Source organism: Deltaproteobacteria bacterium (genome assembly GCA_009692615.1).
GTDB lineage: Bacteria > Desulfobacterota > Binatia > UBA9968 > UBA9968 > DP-20.
Genome location: SHYW01000090.1, coordinates 1 through 21,143 on the forward strand (window position 1 = coordinate 1; position 21,143 = coordinate 21,143).

Below are 21,143 nucleotides of genomic sequence, written 5' to 3' on the forward strand. Positions count from 1 at the left end.
GCGGCCTCAACCACGGTGATCTCGCTGCGATATACTCGTTGAATTACGTCTAGTCGTTTCTCGTCTTTCATTGTCAGGGTTGTCATCCTTCCACCCTGACATAATTACGTTGCCGTTAACCCCTGACATAATCACTTTGCTACAACAGCGTCATAGACAAACGCTTACTATATTGCTACGATACAATATATGGGTGCCACTCCCATCGCCCGAGCCAAGGAAGTGCGCGATGACGGCGCCATTGTTGAAATTGTGATCTGGGAGCTTAGCGAGCCATTGCAGCCGTGCACGCATCGCTACAAGTACCGCTTGTACTTCGGTGCGAACGGCATTAGCCGGGTGCGATACGACAACGAACTCGGCAAGGGCGATCATCGGCACATTGAGAATGCAGAACTGGACTACGCCTTTACATCGGTCGAACAACTTCTCGAAGACTTCAGAGTTGACGTAGAACGCTGGGAGGAATCATGAAAGCCATCATCGAGGTTTCCGGCAAAGGTACGGTCTTTCGTACCGCTGCAACTCAGGTCACCGCGGCTCGCAAAGGCCGCACTCCTGACTTTCGGCTCAGCTTTGAGTCGGCACGCTCACTGTTCGCAGAACTCACACCTGCGCGCCTCGATCTTTTAGACACGCTCCGCCGAATTGGTCCTTGTAGCGTTTATGCACTTGCCAAATCCGCAGAACGCAACTATTCGAATGTGCACACTGATGTCGCGCGAATGGAAGAACTCGGATTGATCGAACGCACGGAGGGCAACGAAGTATCGGTGCCCTACGAATCAGTTGAAATTATCCTGCCCCTGGCCCGCACAGTGGCATAGCCAAAGGGGCCGAACCCTTCATTCCACCGGACGCCCTTCGGGCGCCGGTGAATTCAGAATTCCGGGGACACAATATGACCCTTCAATCGATCTGTTGTGAGAGATTAATAAGAAGGGGCAAGGCATTGAAGTAAATGCTTAACGCATTCCAACCTCACCCTAGACGCGAACCAGGATAGTAATTACGGTTCCAGAAATCGATCTCAATGAAATTATTTTGAGAGGTCTTCAGGCGTATTTCTTTCGAAAAGGTCTGGCCTCCCAGCGTAGCGTCACGCTCCAGGTAACTCTCGTTCGCTTCATTCTCACTTCCACAGCTTCTGAATAAACCCTTCCTTCTCCAGCTCGGCGAAAAATCGCCCGTCGATAAACTGCTCCGGCTTGAGGCTGGCGACGCGCGGATCGCTTTCGGCCATTTGGTCGAGGACGGTCTTCAAGGATTCCGGCGATGGCCGCGGGATGCGCGGGATGTTTTGCAAGATATACATGTCGTAGAGTTCGTTGAACATCGCCGCGTCGCTGCTGCGCAGGTACTTCATCATAATCTTGATCGTCGGTGCGCGCTGAGTTTTGCCGTAGTGCACACCGTCGACGAAGCCGCGGATGAATTTGCGCACGGTATTTTCGTTGCGCTTGATGTAACTGCGCGTGGTGATCACCGACGAGGTTGGAAAGTTAATCCCCATTTTGGCGATGTCGGCCAGCTCGCGGAAACCCTCCTTGCGGCCGATGATCGCCAGCTCGGCGTTGATCACCGCGGCGTCGAGCACGCCGGCGCGCAGGGCGTTGTAAACATCGGTCACGCCGCCCATTTGGAGCACGGTGAAATCGCGCTGGCGCTTGATCGGCCACTGCTCTTCGACGTAGCGCAGACCGAAGTCGGTGGCCGAGCCGAAGCGCGACACGCCGATCTTTTTGCCCTTTAAATCTTCCACGCGGCGAATTTCCGGGCGCGCCATGACGACGAAAGTCATCACGTTCATCGAGCTGGCGATGACCACCAGATCGCCGCCGGCGAGATTGGAATTGATCACCGCGCCGCCGGTGAAAACGCCGATCGGCACTTCGCCCGATTGGACAACTTGCGCGGCGCGGCGGCCGCCGGCGACATAGAGCAACTCGACGTCCAAACCGTATTTGCGAAAGATGCCGGCTTCATAGGGCACCCAGAACGACGCTTGCGAACCGCCGATGGCGCTGTAGGTCAAGCGCAGTTTTTCCAGCGGCGTTTGCGCATCGCTATTGTCAGCAGCAGCGAAGTAAGCAAAAATGCCGGCAGCCAGAATGAAAGTGAATCGTCTCATGATTTCCTCGATAGTTTAATCAACGCACCGAAATAATCGGTAGTTTCAATCAACTCGGCATTTCGCGATCGGGGTATGAACCCCGCTCGCGACCAAAGGGGATGCTCGCCCCCTTTGGAAACCCCATTTAGTTGTGCCCGCCGCAAGCAGCGGGGAATATTAGATTCAAACAAATCGTCGATGTAGGGGCAGACTCCTGTGCCTGCCCTCCGAACGGACGACCACGGGGGGTCGCCCCTACATGAAATTTCGAATTGAAAAACTACCGAACCATCGATTTCGGCCGTCGAGCGCGCTATTTTTGCCGCGCGGCAACGGCGCGCGACAAGACGCTCTCCAGCGGCTCGTCAGCCAACGACTCCAAGCGATGATCAGCGTGGTCCAACGGCAAGCGGCAAGTCACCGGATTGGGCACGGCGACGCAAAAAATTCCCGCGGCCCGCGCCGCAGTCACGCCGTTGGGCGAATCTTCGAACGCCACGGCTTCTTCGGGCGCGACACCCAATTCATCGAGCACCGCGCGATAAGGACCGGGCTCGGGTTTGTGCGTCTCAGTGTCTTCGAAACATTTGGTCGTGTGAAAGTAGCGCAGCAGATCCAAGCGCGCCAAGTGGCCGCGCACATGACCGGCGGAAGAACTCGACGCCAAGCCGATTTTCATGCCGAGATCCGAAGCGCGCGTTAAGTAATCGTGCACGCCCGGCAACACCGGCTGTGCCTCGGTCAACGCGATCACTCGGGCGCGCCGCTCCTGGCGCAGGGCGGCGATGTCGACGGCGGGATTAATGTTCTGCTGAAAATAACTGTACAGATCGAAATGGGTGCGTGGCCGGCCGACTAAATCGGCCCACAGATCCAAACCGAGTTCCCGCCCATGCTCGGCAAAAACTTCCTGCCAAACTTGCAGCTCGGGCGATTCGCTGTCGATAATCACGCCATCAAAATCAAAAACCAAAGCCTTAATCATTGCACCCACGTCCGAATCCACGAACACGAACCACGATCACGCCTTCTTCCTCGCCGCCACGCGCTCGACCAAATCGCCAAAGGTTGTCTCGGGATCGCACTGGACATCGAAGGCGATGACGAAAAGCGTGATCAAGTCCTTGGCCTGAATGCGGTCCGGAGACCAGGCCGCGATCTCGCTCAGGTTATGCTCGGGCTTGAGCTGCTTGATTTTCATGCCGACGATTTCGGCCAAACCGGCGGCGAGCTGCTGCGCCACGTCGCGATAGGGCGGCGGAAAATCCAAGCGCACGAAAGCGACTTCCAAGGCCCAGTCGATGCCCTGGCGTGCGGGCTGGAAAATCAGCCGGCCAATGGTCATCACCAACAAAATCGCCGCGAGCAGTATATATAACGGCGCAGTCATCGTGATCGTAACAAAGTTAATCAACCGTCAATCATCAGCACGGCGCGGTAGCGCAACTGATTCTTACGTAGCCGTTCGAGCGCCAGGTTGGCGTCCTTCATGGCAAAACATTCGACCAGCGGCGCGATCTTATGCTCGGCGGAAAATTTTAACATCGCCGCCAACTCAGCGTTGGAACCGATTGCACTACCGCCGATACTCTTCTGCGCTTCAATCAACGGAAAGATCGGCAGCCGCAGCTCACCCGGCGCCGCGCCGACGATACAAAGATGGCCGTTGGGCTTGAGCAAGTCTAGATAATCGGGCCATGGCAAGTCCGCCGACACGGTCGATAAGATGAAATCGCAACTGCTCGCTTCGGCGCCGAACGCTCCGGGCACACTAGTATCGACAAATCGGTCAGCGCCAAAGCCGCGGGCTTCCACTTGCTTATTCGCCGATGTCGAAAATGCCGTCACCGAGTAGCCCATCGCCCTGGCGAATTGGAGCGCCAAGTGGCCGAGACCGCCGAGACCGATGATGCCGACGCGAGCATTTCCCTTGAGCCGCTGCCGCTGCATCGGCGCAAACACGGTGATGCCGGCGCAGAGCAACGGCGCGGCAAGCTCTGACTTCAAAGCGTCGGGAAGCGCCAGCGCGAAGCGCGCGTCGACGATCACCGCCGATGCGTATCCGCCATGCCGTCCCACGCAAGTCGGTTGCCCTTGCCGGCAAAGATTTTCATTGCCGGCCAAACACTGCTCGCAGTTCATGCACGAACCGGCGAGCCAGCCGACGCCGGCACGTTGACCGACGCTGAGATGACTGACGGCGGCGCCGATGCGCGTAACCACGCCAACGATCTCATGACCCGGCACCAACGGATAGGACGACACGCCCCAATCATCATCGATCAAATGCAAATCCGAGTGACACATGCCGCAGTGGGAAATCGCAATCTCGATTTCCAACGGCCCGAAAGAATTGGCGGCAAACTGATAAGGCTCTAAAGGCGCGCCGGCGCGCGGCGCCGCGTAGGCGTTAATCATGCACTCTTACGTAGCAGGATGACGCGCAGGGCTCAAGTTTTATTGGCTCACGCACTAATTCAGCCATCGCCAAACCGTCGGCGTCGGGCGCTTGGCTCAACGCCGCGACCACGCCGGCACGGTCGATTTCGGAACGGTTCTGACTAGCTTTCCATTTACCGATTAGTTTGGTGAGCGGAATCTCGATGCCGACGATCGCTTGCAGTTGTTTCTCGATAAAAGGCTCAGGCGCATCGCTGACGCGCCATGGTTGTGCTTGCGCCGCTTCGAATCGCGCCGTCAGCCGGCCCACCAAAGCGCGCAGCCAAGCCACGTCGTCGATAATACGCAGCGGTCCGGAAGCGTGAACGACGACGTAATTATACGTCGGCACCACCTCCCCGGTAGTATTTTTCGTCGGATACCAAGACGGCGAGATGTAAGCTTCGGGACCGTGAAAAATCGCCAGGCGTCCACCGACCGGGAGAAATCGCGCCACAGCGGATTGGCCCGCGCAACATGCGCGCGCAGCGTGCCGAAGGGTGCGGCATCGAGGGCAAGCTCGAAGGGAAAGTGATTGGCGTTGAGCCCGGCCGATCCAAGCGTAATCAAAGTCGCCAGCGGCCGCTCATGAATTAGCCGTTGGAGAACTTCTAACTTTGGCTGGTTAAAATGTTCGGGCAGATACATAGACGTTTGATGACGATTACAGCCCAAGCGCCCGCAGGTCCAATTTGCCATTGCGCATGGGTGGGCACCAAAAGTAGCTGCCGGAAACCGGTTTGGTAAATTTGAACAGCGCGTCGGTGATGCCGTCCTCGGCGCCGACCATGCGCTTGAGTTGCGCTTCGAAGGCGTCGAACGATTTTCCGAAGGCGACGAAGTTCAAGCCGCCGCGGATGCCGTCGGCCCAGGGCATGGAGCGGCGCAGAATAAACGCCTCGGGTGAAAAGCTTTCCTGGGCCGTCCGCTTCACATGCGCTGAAGCCGGAGCCCCGGAAAGTTCTTTGTTGTCGCTCTTGCGCCGGCCGACGGCGTTGTCCTGTTCTTTGCTCGGCATCGCTTCGAAGCGCGCGAAATCATGCACCCACTGCTGCACCGCGACGAAACTCGCGCCATCGAGACCGGCGCCCTGCCCGCGCACCATCGCGGCGGCGGCCGCCTTCGCTCCTTTGGGATTCTCGGTGCCATCGACATAGCCGGTTAAATCGCGTCCGGTATCGTACTGAAAAGAATCTATGATGGAATCTAAACTGAAAGCCAGGGAGAGCGTCTCGACAACCATTCGCGACAAGTGCAACAAAGCGCCGCAGAGGTCGATGGCAATATCAAGCCGGCACCAAAGTTAGTCGGAAATGTCCGCAAACCATCGATACACCCGCGCACAGCGACAACCGTAGGCTGACCGATCCCCACCACAACCGACTCGCCATCCGCGACACCGGCCAATTGCTGCAAAATGTTTTTCGGTTGAGCTCCAGCCTTAAGCGAGAAGGTCAGGTAACGCGCCAGTTTCGGCACTGGCGCCAAAATTCCCGGTTGCATATTCGTCATAGTTACTCCTAGTCGTCGCAGACGAGATGATGAGGCGATTTTTCCGCGCGGAATCGGCGCCGTCAAGTATTCCGACGGGAAATTTTTGCAGGATTTAGATCGATCGGCGCGGTGGTGAAGCACCTACACATTCAGCCCCGACCGCGAACACGATCACGTTCCTACCAGCGTCCGCGACCGGGACCGTAGGAGCGCTGCCGGCCGGCGCGGCTGCCGAAGGTCGGCTTGGGATTGGGATCGAGCAAGCGGCAATAGGAGTAATTGAAATCGTCGAGCTTCACGCGCGGAATTTTTTGGCCGATGAAGTGCTCGATGCTGGCCACTTCCTGAATATCTTCGGCGGTCATGATGGTAAAAGCATCGCCGACACTCTGGGCGCGGCCGGTGCGGCCGATGCGATGGACATAATCTTCGGGATGATGCGGCACGTCGAAATTGATCACATGACTGATTTGTTCGACATCGATGCCGCGGGCGGCGATGTCGGTGGCGACCATCACTTCGTAGCGGCCGTTGCGAAAACCGCTGAGCGCCTGTTCGCGCTCGCGTTGGGTGCGGTTGGAATGAAGCACGGCGACTGAGTGGCCTTGAGTCTGCAAATTGCGCGCGACCCGGTCGGCGCCGTTCTTGGTTCGGCAAAAAATCAAAACTTGATCGTAATCGGTGCGGCGCAAAAGTTCTTCGAGCAACGCTTGCTTTTGGCCGATATCGACCGGATAAAGCGCATGGGTGACGGTCTCGGCGGGCATCCGGCGCTGGCCGATCTCGATGGTTTCGGGGTCGCGCAGCGCCCAGCGGCAGAGCTGTTCAATCTCCGGCGGCACCGTCGCCGAAAACAACATGGTCTGGCGCGTCTTGGGGCACTTGTCGATGATCTTGCGCACGTCGGGCATGAAGCCCATGTCCAACATACGGTCGGCTTCGTCCAATACTAAATTTTCAATATCGCTTAGGCGCACCGTGCGGCGCTGCATCTGATCCAACAGCCGGCCCGGCGTGGCGACCAAGATATCGACGCCTTGACGCAGCGCTTGATCTTGCTTGCCGTAACCCGTGCCGCCGAACAAAACCACCGTTCGCAGATCGGTGAAGCGCGCGTAATCGCGAATCGCGGTTTCGACTTGAGCGGCTAACTCGCGGGTCGGTTCGAGGATCAGCGCGCGCAGCTTGCCGTGCGGTCCGAGGCGGGAAATCAGCGGCAGCGCGAACGCGGCGGTCTTACCGGTGCCGGTTTGCGCCGAACCGATCAGGTCGCGGCCTTCGAGAATCATCGGAATCGCGCGCAACTGAATCGGCGTCGGATCGGTGTAACCCGCCGCGCGCACGCCTTCCAATACTTTGGGGGAAAGTCCTAATGTAGAGAATGACACCGATGATTATTGTCACAACCGGCGCTGCTTCTCAATGCTCCGGCCGCGATTAGCACAATGACAGAACGGTCTGCTTGGAGTCAGCACAGTGGCAAGGCCGCAAAGCGATCATCGATCACGGTTCAGAAGCGATAGGCTTGGAGCACGCGGCGAATGAATTCGCCTTTGGCGTCGGCGTATTCCGCGCCGTTGCTGATCCCCTGGGCGAGGATACGGCATTTTTCCATTTCATAGGCGCGTCGCAGGACGGCGCTTTCGCGCAAAATATCGCGAAACCGCGCCATGTCACGGGCCTCGCGGCTGCCGGCTTCGACGACATGAACATGAATGCGATAGAGGCGGCCGAGATGTTCGACGACGCCGACACGCATGGGCCGGCTCTCGGGAAAACTATCGGCACCGCTATGGCGCTGAAAGCCCAACTGATCTAGCCCCTCACGAGCAGCCTTCTGTGACCCGGATGGATAGAGCACAAGTAGATCGACAATCCCCTTGCCGGCACATCCAGTTACCGCCGTGCTGCCGATATGCTCGACCTCGACGTCAAAACAAGCGCTAACGATCATCTCAGCCAACGACGCTGCCACATGACGGGCGGCAAAGTCGTGATGGGTGTAATGAACTTCGACCTCAGTGTAATAACCGATTTCCATTGCTTAATCTTTCAGATGAGCGACGAAAAAATTGCCATTTACCATCAACATAGCGGCGCGTAACCATCCGAACGAAGCAACGCAAGAACGGTGCCGCATAGCCGAAGCAGACAACTCAGCTCGAAAGCGAACGAGAACCGGCCAGCGGTTGTCAGCAAAACAGCGCTAAGTGACAACTAAGTTTACATCGAACGTAAACTTAGTTGTCGGTCGGAGGTTAATTGCGATTCGACGGCGTGGGGACGAGGGACAGCGCGGGAGCGGCTACTTTACGAACGAACAGCAGTAGTCGGTCAAGGATTTTACTTTCATGCGGAACTTGGAGTTGGCTGCCACGGCAAAAGACAAACCGCCGGTGATGGCGCGCCAGCCATCGATTCCCGGCAGCGCAACGTCGAGGTCGCCGCTGATGATTTCCATGATCTCGGCGTCGCCGGTGCTAAACTCGTACTCTCCCGGCTGCATAAAACCGAGGGTCTTCTTCGAACCGTCGGTAAACAGCACAGTGCGGCTGACGACATTACCGTCGAAGTAGACGTTGGCTTTTTTGACCACCGTGACATTGTTAAATTCAGACATCCAATTCTCCTTAGGATTCCATACCGGCCGAGCGCGCCTTGAGCCGCTTTTTGAGATCGAGCATGAAGCGCTCCTTGTCCGCCGGCGAGATCAGCAATTCACCGCCGCCATAACGAATCGCCAGCCGGTCCTAAGGACAGCGCCGGACTCGAATATGGGTTGTGCGTCGGTTCGATATGAGTGATTTCGTCGAGGGCGATGACCCAAGAAAACGGCCCGCAACGAATCAGCAAGAATTCACCGGTGAGGGTGTAGCGAGTCGTCATGAACAGCCAGAAGATCAATCCCGACGCCGCGACCACGGCCAGCAGCGCGAGAACATTAATGGCGCGCTCGCTAAGCCCCATGCCGTCGAGAAGAAATTCCAACGCGACAACCGGTGCGCAGATCGCCACGACGACCAGCCAGACATCCAACTTTGAGCGATATGCCGAATCCACGATTGCGTCCTCGATATTATTGTTGCCGTATTTTATCGAGATTTCCAAGCCAACAGCTATGCCGGAACTCCGAGCGATTCAATCTTGGCCTCGCGGATCGGCAAATTGAGCAGCGCGGCGATCGCCGCAAACAGTGCATCGGCATACCACATCCAGAGATAGTTGCCCGAGTGAGCGAACGCCAGACCGCCCAACCAGGCGCCAAAAAATGCCCCGATCTGATGCGACACCATCGTCAAGCCGTAGAGCGTCGCCAGATAGCGCATGCCGAAAAGTTTGCCGACCACGCCCGCCGTCAGCGGCGCGGTGCCGAGCCAAGAAAAGCCAAGTCCAACGGCCAGCAAATAAAAAGTCCACTCGGTCTTGGGCGCGGCGAGATAGAGCAGGATCAACAATGTCCTTGAACCATACATCCAAAACAACACGTACTTGCCGCGAAAACGGCTCAGTAACCAGCCGGCGGTGAAACTACCGGCGATATTGGCAAGGCCGATGATCGCCAACGACCAGCTCGCCACCGAAGCCGGCAGCCCGCAGAGATCCACTTCGCCTGGCAAGTGCGTAACTAGAAATGCGATGTGGAAACCGCAGGTGAGAAAGCTGCCGTGCAGCAGCAAATAGCTACGGTCGGCGAAAGCTTTTTTCACCACGCCGCTCAGCACACCGCCGACGGAGTTCGCTTGGATCTCAGCTGAACTCAAAGTGGGTCCGCTGATCGTGCGAACCAGAGGTAATGCGAACAGCGCCATGACGCTGAGCGACCACGTGGCGCCCATCCAGCCCCACAGTGAAATCAAATTTTGCGCGATCGGCGCGAAGACGAACTGACCGAATGAACCTCCGGCGGTGATAATTCCCGCGGCCGTGCCGCGATGCGCCGGCGGCAACCGTTTCATCACCGTGCCGATCAAGATCGAAAAACTGCCCGCGCCGGAACCCATCGCAGTGAGAATACCGATTGTAAAGACCAGCCCGGAACTGCTCGCAAGCAGCGGCGTCAGCGCGGTACCGAGAGCCAGCACCAGCACGCCGCCCACCAGCACCCGCGCCGCGCCAAAGCGATCCGCCAACGCACCAGCGATGGGCGCCACCGCGCCCCAAACAAACTGCCCCACCGCCATGGCGAAACTGATCGCCGCAATGCCGACGCCGGTCGAGCCGCTGATCGGAAACACAAACAGCCCCTGGGACTGCCGCGCCCCCATGGTGATCATCAACATCGCCGCGGCGGCGATGGTGATGAAGAGCCAGGAGTTTTTGGTGTCGCGCTCGCTCATGTTGTAGTCGTTTGCGATCTTACTGCTGCTGGTACATCCGACCGATCTTCATCCCTAAACCGCCGCGACCACCCTGCCAACAATCTTTCCCGCCTTCAACTCGTCCAGTGTGCGACTCACTTGCGCCAATGACCGTGTCTCGATCGGAATCGGCTTCATCTTTCCTGCCCGTGCTAGAGCGACGACCGCGTTCAACTCTGCCACGCTGCCGAGATGCGAACCTTGGACCGTGACCGCACGCAAGATCGTACTGGCGATAGAAAGTTGGATTTCTCCGCCGAACAGACCGACGAGAATCAATTTGCCGCCTTTGCGCAGCGCCGCCAGAGCGACATTAGCTGTCTCGCTCGATCCAACGAAATCCACCGCGCCGTAAAGCGCGCCGCCGGTGATCGCTTTCAATTTCTGTGCCGCGTCGACGTCCCGACCATTCAACGTCGCCGCTGCGCCGGCCGCTTCAGCCGCCTGCAACTTCGCCGCGTCGATGTCGATGGAAAGAATTTTTTCGTGACCGAACGCGCGCAGCATGCCGATGGCCGACAAACCCAATCCGCCGGCGCCCATGACCGCGACCCATTCGTCGTTCGGAATCGGTTTCAACTTCGACACAGCCGAATAGGTCGACAAACCGGAGCAAGACAACGTCGCCGCCCAAACCGGATCGATGCCGCCGGCGTCAATCAAATAACGAGGATGCGGAACTAGTAAATGATCCGCGTAGCCGCCGGGCCGCTGGATGCCGATCATGCGCGGCGCCATACAGAAATTATCCGCGCCTTCGTGGCAACGCACACATTCACCGCAACCGATCCAGGGAAAAACCAGACGATCCGCGCCCAAGGGCACATCGATCGCATCCGGCCCGGCGGCGATCACGGTGCCGTACGGCTCATGGCCGAGCGTCACCGGCGGCGCCATGCCGCGCTCGCTCATCTGCAAGCGCTTGCCGCCGCCGAGATCGAAGTAGCCGTCGCGAATATGCACGTCGCTGTGACAGACGCCGCAAAATTTCAGCTTGACGAGTACTTCGGTGCCCTGCGGCACCGGCGTCGGCCGCTCGATTTTTTCAAGCGGCTTGCCCCATTCGACAACGTCGTAGCTCTGCATGATTTAGCGAGTTAATCCATATGCTGGTGAAAGTTAATGGCTGGAAATTTTCTCGTAATCCCAAAAGCTCACACCGAATTCATCGTGAAGCTCATTATCGTCCATGCCTTCGACGAACTTCGCCCCGGACCAATGATCCACGGCAGCGACTTCCGGGTCGGCAACTCCATCCATGAGACAGAAAAACGCGAAAAAAGCAGAGGCGCAAGAGTCAGCGATAAGCTTTTGAAGGGCGGACCTTTGCACGTCCGAAGGACGAAACATGGATAATTGTATCTCTTCTTCCTCTGTCAGCACATCTTTTGGAGGGTAGGTTAGCAATTTTGGACCAGCATTACGTAATATTTTCTGAAAGGCGGGATGAGTTAGGTCAGGTTTTTTGTTCTCACGAAGATACTTTATTTCATCCTCCGTGAACTCCTCCCTAACTGGCCGGTTATACGGTTGACCGATTTTTTGCGCTCCGTTCGCAGCAGAAGTCTCAATAATACGGTGAGTCTCAACCAAGATGGTTTTTCTTAGTTCTTCGGCCGTCATTAAACCTCCCATTAAGCCGTGATTTAATGCATAACGGCTTGTCGTTTCGCGAAGTACTCTCAATCTAGAAACGTGGCAGACTGCTACCGTAGAACGCGCTGCTTGATCATTGTCGCACGCAAATGCTCCACCCGTTTGCGATTGACGCCGAAGTCACTCTGGCCCAAACGCGACGCCGAGCGCACGGCGATTAAATTCTGCGCAGCACGCAGGTGCAGCTCAAGATCGTCGACGAAGCCGAAGAACGCGCTGCTGCACTCGGCGTGGATGTAATCTTCGCTCGCGGCGATGATCTTCATTCGTGGCAAGCTTTCCAAGATGGCGCGCAACGCGCGCCATGCATCGGTCGGGGAAATGACAAGTTCGAAAGCCGCAATCGAATGAGCCGAATCATCGGCATCGCTCGAAACGCAATTGGGCGACGACGGGCAGTCTCTCAGTCGGCCATCATTGATGCCGAGATTGGCGGGTCTTGTGCCGGAGCAAGAAAACAGCGACATGACGATGAAACTCGCGCCCAGGATTCTTAGACTATATAGCAAGATGGCAACAACGCTTGACCGACGCTATTCCTTTTTCGCCTCGGCCTGTTTATCGAAAAACTTGAGCACCATGGTGCCATGAGTGGCGGCGGCGCCGGCGCGAAGCGCGGCGGCGATAAACGAGGCCTCGACCACTTCTTCGCGCGTCGCGCCCGCCACCTGGGCGGCTTTGGCGTGGGACTCGATGCAATACGGACACTGAGTCGTTGCCGCAACTGCGATGGCGATCAGCTCGCGATATTTTTTCGGGATCGCGCCGTCGTCGCGCCCGACCATTTTCTCGAGGCCGAGCCAGGCATTGAATTCGTCCGGCGCCAACTTGCGCATATCACGCATCAACTTCAAATCGTTCTCGTCATGATAGTGATCCGACATTTAAGTTGTCCTCCTGAAAGTCGCCGCATTATTCCCGTAATCGCCATGCGAAGCAATCGCATTGACAGGGTTGGCGCCGTACGTTACCTCTACCCCATGCACGATCACTCGAGTCCGCATCTCGCCGCCCAATGCAGCATCTGCGGCACCATGCTGGCCGGCGCCTTGAGCGCGGTCTACCGAATATTTGGAATTCGGCGCAGCCCGCGCAATCCCAACATCTGCACGCGCTGCAGCACCCACGTCGAAGAAGGACGAATGGTGGAAATCACCGTGCTGTTCGCCGACCTGTCGTCATTCACCGAGGTGACCCACGAGTTGGGCGCGGAAAAAACTCATCAAGTAGTCGACGCTTTTTTGCGCATGGCCACCGAACTGCTGGTCAAACAGGGCGCCTTCATCGACAAATACGTCGGCGACGCGGTCATGGCGCTGTTCAACGTGCCGCTGCAACATGACGATCACGCCCGGCGCGCGGTCATTGCCGCGTCGGCATTGAATGCTGGACTGAAAACCGTCGGCGCCAGTTTTGGCTTAGACTTAAACGCCTCCGTCGGCATCGCCACCGGTTTCGCCCGCGTCGGCCGTCTGGGTTCGGACGATTCCAAAGACTACACCGCCATCGGCGACGTGGTGAATCTAGCGGCGCGTCTGCAAAGCAAAGCCGGCGCCGGCGAGATTCTCATCAGCGAAGAAAGTTATCTGAAGCATCCGGACCAATTTCCCGAAGCGAAGGCCGAGCAAGCCGTGCTCAAAGGTTTTCGCGAACCGGTGCGAGCCTATCGGCTGCACGGCAGTAGTGACACGACTCTCGTCGACGACCCGCTGGATTCAACCGCACAAGAAACTACCAGCATCGGCGCCATTGTCTTCGGCCTACTCGGCGCGCCCTGCGCTGTGGTCACTCTAATAGGACCGTTGGCGGTAGCTGTTGGAGCGGGCGGAGTCTTCGGCCTAGCCGGCGTATTGACCTTTCTCGATAAAAGCATGCTGCGCGTTCCTGTGCTCGTGCTCACGACACTCGCCGCTTTAGCCAATCTCTACACATTGGCCCATGCCAGAAAGCTGAGGAGAGAAGCCAAAGTTCCAGCACAGCTCAAGACCATGACGACGCAGGAAAAGCAGCGCACGACTTTCGTGCTCGCCGCCTCGGTCATCACCCTCGGGATCGTCGCTTTCGAAGTCGTCGCGCACATCCTGCTGCATTGAACGTGCGCTGCTAGAAATGCCAGGCGCTGAATTCGTCCGGCGCCAACTTGCGCATATCGCGCATCAACTTCAAATCGAATTCGTCATGATAAGGATCCGAGACAAAACTTACCCAACCTCTAAAGTTGGCGCATTGTGTCTGGATTTTTGGCGGGAATCCAACTGGCTAATTAAATTGGCGGTCATTCTTTAAATCTTGCGAAATTAACCGAAGACCGCTTCCGGGAGCAACAGGACTCCCAGAAACGGCTGCGGCTGTAGGACGAGTGGCTTATCTTGCCGTTATTTTTTCAGATCATGGTAAACGTCGAACGACGATGCGCGCGACCGGATTACGCCAATCGCGCCGCGCTGGATCATGGTTGCCGACACCATGAATGCCGGCATGGACATGCACAAAACCTTCCTCGCCTCCGACCGGCGCCGCACCGCCGCCGGGTCCGTTGCACTCGGTGAAAAACGGACCAGGGATGCTGGCACAGAGTTCGTCATTGCGCTCCGAACCGGCATCGTAAGCAACCGATATATGGGTGGTGGCCTGGTTCCCGCGCGGACCGGCAACACCGTTAAGCGCGAAAAAAGCGTCATTGGTAGGGATCAACATGGAAGCAACGCTCAGATGATCGAAGTCGCCGCGGGTATGGACTCTGACGGTGACCGATGCTCCAGGGTCGAGCAGGCCGCCAGAATCCGCGGTATCCAAAACTTCCGACATCGAGTTGAGCAAATCCGCAAGCGGCAGCACGTTGCCCTCTTCGGCGAGGGTCGCTAGCTGCGCGCTCGCAGGTTGGCCGAGTTCGAAGAGTTTGACACCGGCCTTATGACTTGCGACGAGAATCGGTGTAAACCGTTGGCCGCGGGTCAGATTGGTAATGGTCACTTCAAAGCTAGCAGCACGGACTGTCAGTTGGGTAGCAAGTAAAACCGCCACTATCACAACTAGTCTTATCCATTTTAGTTTCATGATTTCCTCCAAGTAATCTTTATCGCTGCGGCCAATGCCAACCGGCGACAGGGCTAAACATGTCGCGCCTCAGTGGACGAATGCCACCGATACCGGCTCGCGTGAGTGCGCTAAATGTGACTAACGGTTCGGCCTATTTTTTCATCTTGTCGTCCGTCTTCATTTTGTCTTCCATCTTCATCTTGTCGCCTTCGGTTTCGCCTTTACCCTTCATCTTCTCTTTCATATCGTCCTTCATCATTCCCTTGTCATCTTTCATCTTGCCTTTGTCATGCTCCATCATGTCGCCTTTTTCGGCGGCTCCAACCGGTAAGGACACTGACGACAGACCGGCCACCAGCAGCCCAGTCAACAATACGGTTTTAATCGATTTCATGTTCGGCGTTCCTCCTTCGTTAACTCCCCATTAATTTTTCGCATCGTGCCCGAGCGCGTTGGATCCGAGCGCGCTCCGGCTCTCACCAAGACGAACGACCAAGAGTAATGGTTCCAAAGCCGATCAAAATTATTACGCAAACTAGGCGGCGGGAACTAAATAGCGCCGGTCTACGTTAAATCACCATTCAGGCAAGTTTCAGCGTCACTTTGAGTCGATCACGGCGTGACTTCAGAATCCAAAGCGAATGACGCGCAACGGGCAGCCTTTGCCCGCGAAGCGATGATCCATGTCGATCATCTCTACCGTGTCGCCTATCATCTCGTGCGCGAAGCAGACGCGGTTCAAGATTTGATCCAGGACTCCTTCGTGCGCGCCATCGAGTCGTATAAGTTGTTCGACCCGCCGACCAACATGCGCGCCTGGCTGACCAAGATCTTGCAGAATATTTTTTTTGACCAGTACCGTAAGCAGAGACGATGGATAGCCAAACAAGAGATGCCGCGCAATAGCGCCGGCTTGTGGGACCAGGGACCGGCGCAGCAGTCGAGCCCGGAGGGAGAATTACTGCACAAAGAGCTTAGCGACCAGATCACTCAATCGCTCCAGCATATCCCCGAGGAATATCGGCTGCCGATCGTCTTAGTGGACATGAGCGAGTTCAGCTATACGGAAGCCGCGGAGATCTTGTCTTGCCCGGTGGGCACCATACGCTCCCGTCTATCGCGCGGCAGGAGGTTACTCCAAGAGCAGCTGACCGGTTACGTCAACACTAACCATGGGACTGAAGAACATGACCTGCGAGGAAGCAGAAGAACTTATCACAGGCCTGGTTGACGGCCAATTGCTGGTGGTGGAGCGCGCAGCACTGGAAAACCATTTCACGGTTTGTACCCGGTGCCGTTTCCTCTACGCCAAGGAACAGAACCTTAAAAAGGCCATTCACGCCGCCGGGGCCGAGCTACGCGCTTCGCCGGCTATGAAGGCGAGGCTAGCCAGCGATCCGCGGATCTTCGGCACGACCGCAGCCGCCGGAAAACAATGGACTCGGCGTCTTGCCGGAGAACATCCGCGCTTACGCGGCGCATTGGCCGCCGCGGTGTTACTAATGCTGCTAGTACCTACGGCCTTACGGACACAACGGGGCAGTGCGCCGATTTCGATCTTGGCAGTGCAGTCGTACCGTCAATTCTTGGATCGCGACAATTTGGCGATCAAAACTAAGGATCTCAGCATACTGAGACAAGCATTAACACATGCCGTCGGTGGCGATTTTCAACCCATGGCGTATGACTTTTCGATGATGCGGACGGTGCTCGTCGGCGGCACGATACAGGAGATTAGCGGCAGACCCGTGATGGTCACCCGATATGAGGGACCGGGTGGCACGATTCTGTGCTATACCTTTCTTGGCACCGAAGCCGATTCGCCGGCCATCGCCGCGATCTTTAACGACACAGAAAAGCAGATAAACTTCTATGCATTTTCCGTGGGAAGTATGAACGCAGTCCTACACCGCGAAGATAAAGTGATCTGCATTCTCGCGTCGGAAATGGCGATGGCCGAGCTCGTGGATTTGGCCCGATCCAAAGCCAAACCCCACAAACATCTCTAAGCCGTCTTCAGCCGCGAGTTATTTCTTTTTATAACTTTCCGGATCGAAGGACTCGCCGTTGAGCTTGAACTCACGGGTCACCGGCGTCGGATTGATAATTGTCTGCATGATGTAACAGCCGGCCTAGGCGTTGCGCATCAGCGCCGCTACCCGCTCCGCCGGCGCGCTGGAAAAGATCCCGCTGCGCAACTCGACGCCGACGCCGCCGGATTTAATCGTCTCGCGCAGCACCGAACCCTCGGCGCAGAAGCGAGTGGTGACGTAGATCTTCATCTTGTCGACTTTCACCTTCATCATTTCCCCGTACCCGGAAACTTGGGTGAGCAGTCAAAAGGCGACCGACAATGCAAAGTAGCCCATCGGCGTCGGCGCTGAGTTGTCACCGCCGATGCGTTGCTGCTCATCGCAGAATACGGTGAAACCGCGCACATGGCCTTCCTTGCGCATGCGCTCGATGGACTCGGCGTCCGCCTCGATGACGATATCGCGATTTACTTGCATCTCTTCAGTCATGATTTCTCCTTGTGCTCTGTTAACATTCTCATTGCTCGTTCTTGAGCCGCCGGTCGATGACAAACGGTCCGAAGGGCAGCAAGGCCGCGAAAAATATCATCGCGGTCCAGCGAACCGGCCAGCGCCGTTCGCCTTGGGCGACGAGCAAACAGACGCAGAACGCGACGAACAGCAGACCATGCAGCCAACCGACGAGCTTCACCGCCAACGGCATGCCGGCGAAATATTTTAACGGCATCGCCACGCCGAGCAACAGCAGAAACGACACCGCCTCAACCATTCCCGCCGCGCGCAACCGCCCCACCGCCGTCGTCAGCATCAGTGCGAACCGGCGCGGTTTAATTTTCGCACGGCAGCTCGGACTCGTTGCTCTCGACGAATTTTACCCGGCTGCTCCAATGTCCATGCACCGACGGTTTTCCCGGAGGTAAATCGTCGAGGGTGCCCGCCGGTACCAACGCGCGCGTGCAGTCGCGCGAGGCGTGCGGGATCGGACAATTACAGTTGCCGCAAATCTGCCGGGCAAAACTTTTCGCTTCGGGCAAGTCGAAGCGTTTGATCAAATTCTCCCCCGCGGTCCAGCGAAACTGCGCAATCGGCACGGCGATGTTGGTCGAGCGCACGCCGCCGGTAGCCTTGCGGCAGCGCGAGCAGTAACAGTGGCCAAAGCGCATGAACGGCGTGGTCACTTCATAGCGCACCGATTTACACAAACAGCTTCCCTTCAATGTTTGTTCCGCCATAATCCCCTCCTGGTCGAATTTAGTGAATTCGACGCATCTTAGTTTCGCGTGAAAACATTAGCAAGACGAAAATGCGGGCAATCGCCGGGCAAAGCTATTTTTCACCGGCGTCGATTCTGAGCTTGTGCAGCAGAATGTTTTTATCGGTGAGAATTTCGATTTCCGCGTAAGCATTGTCGCCGTCGGCGCGAACGCTGGCCAGAGCGTAATTGAGAAAACGATTGTTGTAATATTCGAACCGGCTAACATCGCCAGTGGCTTTGCCCATCGCCGCGGCCATCGGGCCGACGATCACTTCGCGCAAAGTCGCGTCGCCCGCCACGCGCACCACTGCGGCGTAATGGGCGTCAGCGGCAAGAAAGATCACGCCACCAATGGGCCCCTCCTTGATCGCGCTTAGCAGCGCCTCGCGGTCCTTCGGATATCCGCCCCATTTATCGGCGCTGGGACCGGAAAACGGCACCGAGGTGCAAACAAACTTAAAGCGCGCGGTGGAATTGCCAATCCCGTCCAGCAACCAGCGCATCTGCGTTGCGCCGAGAATTGTCCCAGCCTTATCATCGCGATATTGCCGGGTATCGAGAATAAACAGCTCGGCCAAACCGCCCCAGCGCGCCGAGCGATAAACCCGTTGCGCCTGCGCCAACTCCGGAGCGATCGGCCAATAATCGAAAAACGCCCTCCGGCCGAGCGGCGCCAAAACATTCGCCGTGCGCTCCGCCTCCGCCACTTCGTGGTTGTCCCAAGTGACATAGAGACCGGTTTCGCCAAACAACCGTTGCGTCGCTTCGTCTTTGCGGTTGTTCACATACTTTTGCCGGAACTGGGCAAGATCGCGCGCCGCGCCGTCGCGATCGGCGTAAATGGTGTCGCCGAGATGAAGAAAAAAATCCGGCTGCTTGGCGCGGATCGCATCCATGATCGCGAACGGCTGAAAGTTTTGCCGGGTATCGCCGCTGAAAGCGAAGCGGACATCGGCGAGCTGATCGGCGCGCGGCGCGCTGACGAATCGCGAGCTCGGGCCAACTTTTTTGTTCGCCACCGCCGCCCGGCAATAGTAAGTCGTGCCAGGCTCCAAACCGCTCAGCTGAACAACGCCCGTGTAATCGTTGTCAGCGACCACGCGGATCGATGCTGACCGCACCGCGCCCGTGAAAGAAGCGTCTTTGCCATACTCGACGGCAACTTCGCTCTCACTCTCGGCGCGCAGCCACACCAACGCACCGCTAGCGTTGACTTCGCCGATACAGCACGGCAACGACAAACCTGTGGCTTGAAGAGCATCGCCGACTGCGGCGCGCGCCGGAGAATTCCACGGCGCCAACGCCGCGCTGGCGGCGGTGACGCCGGCAGCCTGCAAGAATTTTCGCCGGGTGATTCTATTTTTCTGCTTCATGGCTAGCCCAGGCTTTCGCGCAGCGCGTTGTAGAGCAGCTGCAAACTCAGAACCGTGAGCGTCGCTTTGAGCGCGACGCGAAACACTTTCTCCGGCAAACGATTGAGCAACAACTTGCCGACGTAGCTGCCGATGAAGCTGAATGACACCAACCCAACCAGCAGTGCCATGTAGGGACCGAAGCCGAAGCCGAGCAAGGCGAAGGTAATCACTTTGAGACCATGCTGGAGGGTCATCACCACGGAGTGAGTGCTGACGAACTGATGGCGCTCCGGACAGGCCGGCGCGACGAAAGAACCGACCAGCACGCCGGTGCCGCCGACGAACATAGTCACGATGGTTGTCCCGAGACCGACGAAGAAAAACTTCACCCTACCGGTGGAGGTGCTGCGCAAACCCGGCAGCCAAGTCGACGCCAGGATAAAAATAGCGATGATGAGCTGAAGTAATGACTTCGGCAGCGCGACGACGAATTGCGCGCCAAGCGCAACGCCGAGGATCGTGCCGATGAAAAACGGCGTGACGATCGACATCAGGGTTTGCCGCCAACTCATTACCGCCCGGCTCAAGTTAGAACCGAGCTGGACCACGCCGTGAATCGGTACCAGCGCGATCGGCGGCAACAGATTCGCCATCGTCGCCAGCACCAACACACCGCCGCCGAGCCCGAGCGCGCCGGCGATACAGCTGCCGAGAAACGACACGATGCAGAGCACGATGAAGCCCGACAGGGAAAGATTGGTGCCGCCGATAAGAAGTTGCAGGAGATCGCTCATGAAGCCTCAACGAAATCGAATCACAGTCGAGCGAAATGGAAATAGCGAACTACGCCGACTGAGTTCGCGAATTGAGATAAGCGCGCCACGGCGTCCAATAATATTTCTCCCAACCGTGGCTGACGCCGGCAAAGTCCTCTTCTGCAACGTTGACGTGAACCAACTCGATGCGCGCCCCATCTTTCTCAGGCTAGAAAGTAAGCGTCAACACCGAGTCGATGGCCGTCGCCGGCCAATTCACCGACCGCCAGGTTTGCACGATCAGCCGCTTCGGTTCGATATGGAGAATCTTGCCGGAAAGCATCCCGTCGAAAGCGCGAAACGCACCGCCCGCCCGCGGCTCAAGAGTAACGGGCAAACCAGTAAACGCCGCGTGTGCCGCGGCATCGAGATACATGTCGAAGAGCTTTTCCGGCGACGCGGGCAGCGCGGCGGCAGTGATGATGTTGCGTGGCATGTTTAAGGAACCTCTGAACAACTGCCCTGGAAGCAGGGCAGCGGAGGATAGATCGTTTTTTTCGTAATGAGTTACAGTTTTTGCGAAGTTATATCAGATTACATTTTGCTCTCGTGGTTAATAGGGTCCTTAGTTTTGCCTCGATTTGCC

Annotated in this window: 27 protein-coding genes and 2 pseudogenes; 5 read left to right on the plus strand and 24 right to left on the minus strand. The window is 57.2% G+C overall.

Features of this window, described 5'->3' with window-relative positions; all coding sequences use genetic code 11:
• Positions 1-180: 180 nt before the first annotated feature.
• Positions 181-474 (plus strand): hypothetical protein, encoded by a 294-nt coding sequence (locus tag EXR70_18770; protein ID MSP40537.1) that lies wholly within the window; start codon positions 181-183, stop codon positions 472-474.
• Positions 471-827: a MarR family transcriptional regulator gene (locus tag EXR70_18775; protein ID MSP40538.1), complete on the plus strand. Its 357-nt coding sequence runs from the start codon at positions 471-473 to the stop codon at positions 825-827. The genes EXR70_18770 and EXR70_18775 overlap by 4 nt, the downstream gene beginning before the upstream one ends.
• 305 nt (positions 828-1,132) lie before the next feature.
• Here the strand turns inward: EXR70_18775 and EXR70_18780 are convergent, their stop codons facing one another.
• The 16 genes and pseudogenes from EXR70_18780 to EXR70_18855 form a co-directional block, all read right to left on the minus strand.
• Positions 1,133-2,131 carry an ABC transporter substrate-binding protein gene (locus EXR70_18780; protein ID MSP40539.1) on the minus strand — a complete coding sequence of 333 codons (999 nt, stop codon included), beginning with the start codon at positions 2,129-2,131 and terminating at the stop codon, positions 1,133-1,135.
• Positions 2,132-2,426: 295 nt separating this feature from the next.
• On the minus strand, positions 2,427-3,098 hold the full coding sequence (locus EXR70_18785) for an HAD family hydrolase (protein ID MSP40540.1): 672 nt from the start codon (positions 3,096-3,098) through the stop codon (positions 2,427-2,429).
• A gap of 36 nt (positions 3,099-3,134) precedes the next feature.
• Complete coding sequence (locus tag EXR70_18790) at positions 3,135-3,503, minus strand: hypothetical protein (protein ID MSP40541.1); 369 nt, start codon at positions 3,501-3,503, stop codon at positions 3,135-3,137.
• A 20-nt stretch (positions 3,504-3,523) separates the two neighbouring features.
• Positions 3,524-4,531 carry an NAD(P)-dependent alcohol dehydrogenase gene (locus EXR70_18795; GenBank protein MSP40542.1) on the minus strand — a complete coding sequence of 336 codons (1,008 nt, stop codon included), beginning with the start codon at positions 4,529-4,531 and terminating at the stop codon, positions 3,524-3,526.
• A pseudogene (locus tag EXR70_18800) lies at positions 4,524-5,200 on the minus strand (FMN-binding negative transcriptional regulator). Before EXR70_18800 ends, EXR70_18795 begins: the two are co-directional and overlap by 8 nt.
• 16 nt (positions 5,201-5,216) lie before the next feature.
• Positions 5,217-6,064, minus strand: a pseudogene (locus EXR70_18805) (Dyp-type peroxidase).
• A gap of 161 nt (positions 6,065-6,225) precedes the next feature.
• The gene (locus EXR70_18810) at positions 6,226-7,434 is read right to left on the minus strand and encodes a DEAD/DEAH box helicase (protein ID MSP40543.1); all 1,209 of its coding nucleotides are present in this window, start codon (positions 7,432-7,434) and stop codon (positions 6,226-6,228) included.
• 122 nt (positions 7,435-7,556) lie between these two features.
• Positions 7,557-8,087 carry a hypothetical protein gene (locus EXR70_18815; GenBank protein MSP40544.1) on the minus strand — a complete coding sequence of 177 codons (531 nt, stop codon included), beginning with the start codon at positions 8,085-8,087 and terminating at the stop codon, positions 7,557-7,559.
• 264 nt (positions 8,088-8,351) lie between these two features.
• Positions 8,352-8,666, minus strand: coding sequence for a pyrimidine/purine nucleoside phosphorylase (locus EXR70_18820; GenBank protein ID MSP40545.1), 315 nt, complete (start codon positions 8,664-8,666; stop codon positions 8,352-8,354).
• A 10-nt stretch (positions 8,667-8,676) separates the two neighbouring features.
• Entirely contained in the window at positions 8,677-8,790 is a 114-nt protein-coding gene (locus tag EXR70_18825; GenBank protein ID MSP40546.1) for a hypothetical protein, read from the minus strand.
• Entirely contained in the window at positions 8,765-9,106 is a 342-nt protein-coding gene (locus EXR70_18830) for a hypothetical protein (protein MSP40547.1), read from the minus strand. The genes EXR70_18825 and EXR70_18830 overlap by 26 nt, the downstream gene beginning before the upstream one ends.
• Positions 9,107-9,162: 56 nt before the next feature.
• Positions 9,163-10,383: an MFS transporter gene (locus tag EXR70_18835; GenBank protein MSP40548.1), complete on the minus strand. Its 1,221-nt coding sequence runs from the start codon at positions 10,381-10,383 to the stop codon at positions 9,163-9,165.
• Positions 10,384-10,437: 54 nt separating this feature from the next.
• Entirely contained in the window at positions 10,438-11,490 is a 1,053-nt protein-coding gene (locus tag EXR70_18840; protein ID MSP40549.1) for an alcohol dehydrogenase, read from the minus strand.
• Between the two features lie 33 nt (positions 11,491-11,523).
• On the minus strand, positions 11,524-12,027 hold the full coding sequence (locus tag EXR70_18845) for a hypothetical protein (GenBank protein ID MSP40550.1): 504 nt from the start codon (positions 12,025-12,027) through the stop codon (positions 11,524-11,526).
• Positions 12,028-12,110: 83 nt separating this feature from the next.
• Positions 12,111-12,527, minus strand: a complete 417-nt coding sequence (locus tag EXR70_18850) for a DUF1499 domain-containing protein (GenBank protein ID MSP40551.1) — start codon at positions 12,525-12,527, stop codon at positions 12,111-12,113.
• A gap of 66 nt (positions 12,528-12,593) precedes the next feature.
• Positions 12,594-12,944, minus strand: coding sequence for a carboxymuconolactone decarboxylase family protein (locus EXR70_18855; GenBank protein MSP40552.1), 351 nt, complete (start codon positions 12,942-12,944; stop codon positions 12,594-12,596).
• Here EXR70_18855 and EXR70_18860 point away from each other — a divergent pair.
• The gene (locus tag EXR70_18860; GenBank protein MSP40553.1) at positions 12,927-14,153 is read left to right on the plus strand and encodes an adenylate/guanylate cyclase domain-containing protein; all 1,227 of its coding nucleotides are present in this window, start codon (positions 12,927-12,929) and stop codon (positions 14,151-14,153) included. The two genes, EXR70_18855 and EXR70_18860, sit on opposite strands and share 18 nt — an antisense overlap.
• Before the next feature lie 295 nt (positions 14,154-14,448).
• On the opposite strand, the gene EXR70_18865 is transcribed toward EXR70_18860, so the two are convergent.
• Positions 14,449-15,117, minus strand: a complete 669-nt coding sequence (locus tag EXR70_18865; protein MSP40554.1) for a hypothetical protein — start codon at positions 15,115-15,117, stop codon at positions 14,449-14,451.
• Between the two features lie 133 nt (positions 15,118-15,250).
• A complete protein-coding gene (locus EXR70_18870) occupies positions 15,251-15,493 on the minus strand; it encodes a hypothetical protein (GenBank protein ID MSP40555.1) in 243 nt (80 codons plus the stop codon).
• 225 nt (positions 15,494-15,718) lie between these two features.
• Between EXR70_18870 and EXR70_18875 the strand changes: the two genes are divergently transcribed.
• Together EXR70_18875 and EXR70_18880 are read left to right on the plus strand one after the other, a co-directional pair.
• Complete coding sequence (locus EXR70_18875; protein MSP40556.1) at positions 15,719-16,330, plus strand: sigma-70 family RNA polymerase sigma factor; 612 nt, start codon at positions 15,719-15,721, stop codon at positions 16,328-16,330.
• On the plus strand, positions 16,272-17,108 hold the full coding sequence (locus tag EXR70_18880) for a hypothetical protein (GenBank protein ID MSP40557.1): 837 nt from the start codon (positions 16,272-16,274) through the stop codon (positions 17,106-17,108). The genes EXR70_18875 and EXR70_18880 overlap by 59 nt, the downstream gene beginning before the upstream one ends.
• Positions 17,109-17,435: 327 nt before the next feature.
• Here EXR70_18880 and EXR70_18885 read toward each other — a convergent pair whose 3' ends face one another.
• From EXR70_18885 to EXR70_18910, 6 genes are all read right to left on the minus strand, one after another.
• A complete protein-coding gene (locus EXR70_18885; protein MSP40558.1) occupies positions 17,436-17,621 on the minus strand; it encodes a hypothetical protein in 186 nt (61 codons plus the stop codon).
• Positions 17,622-17,649: 28 nt separating this feature from the next.
• Positions 17,650-17,940 carry a DUF3817 domain-containing protein gene (locus EXR70_18890; GenBank protein MSP40559.1) on the minus strand — a complete coding sequence of 97 codons (291 nt, stop codon included), beginning with the start codon at positions 17,938-17,940 and terminating at the stop codon, positions 17,650-17,652.
• A 19-nt stretch (positions 17,941-17,959) separates the two neighbouring features.
• Positions 17,960-18,364, minus strand: a complete 405-nt coding sequence (locus EXR70_18895) for an aldehyde-activating protein (GenBank protein ID MSP40560.1) — start codon at positions 18,362-18,364, stop codon at positions 17,960-17,962.
• 94 nt (positions 18,365-18,458) lie between these two features.
• A complete protein-coding gene (locus tag EXR70_18900) occupies positions 18,459-19,760 on the minus strand; it encodes a twin-arginine translocation signal domain-containing protein (GenBank protein MSP40561.1) in 1,302 nt (433 codons plus the stop codon).
• 2 nt (positions 19,761-19,762) lie between these two features.
• Positions 19,763-20,536 carry a sulfite exporter TauE/SafE family protein gene (locus EXR70_18905; GenBank protein MSP40562.1) on the minus strand — a complete coding sequence of 258 codons (774 nt, stop codon included), beginning with the start codon at positions 20,534-20,536 and terminating at the stop codon, positions 19,763-19,765.
• 190 nt (positions 20,537-20,726) lie between these two features.
• A complete protein-coding gene (locus EXR70_18910; protein ID MSP40563.1) occupies positions 20,727-20,993 on the minus strand; it encodes a hypothetical protein in 267 nt (88 codons plus the stop codon).
• Positions 20,994-21,143: the final 150 nt, after the last annotated feature.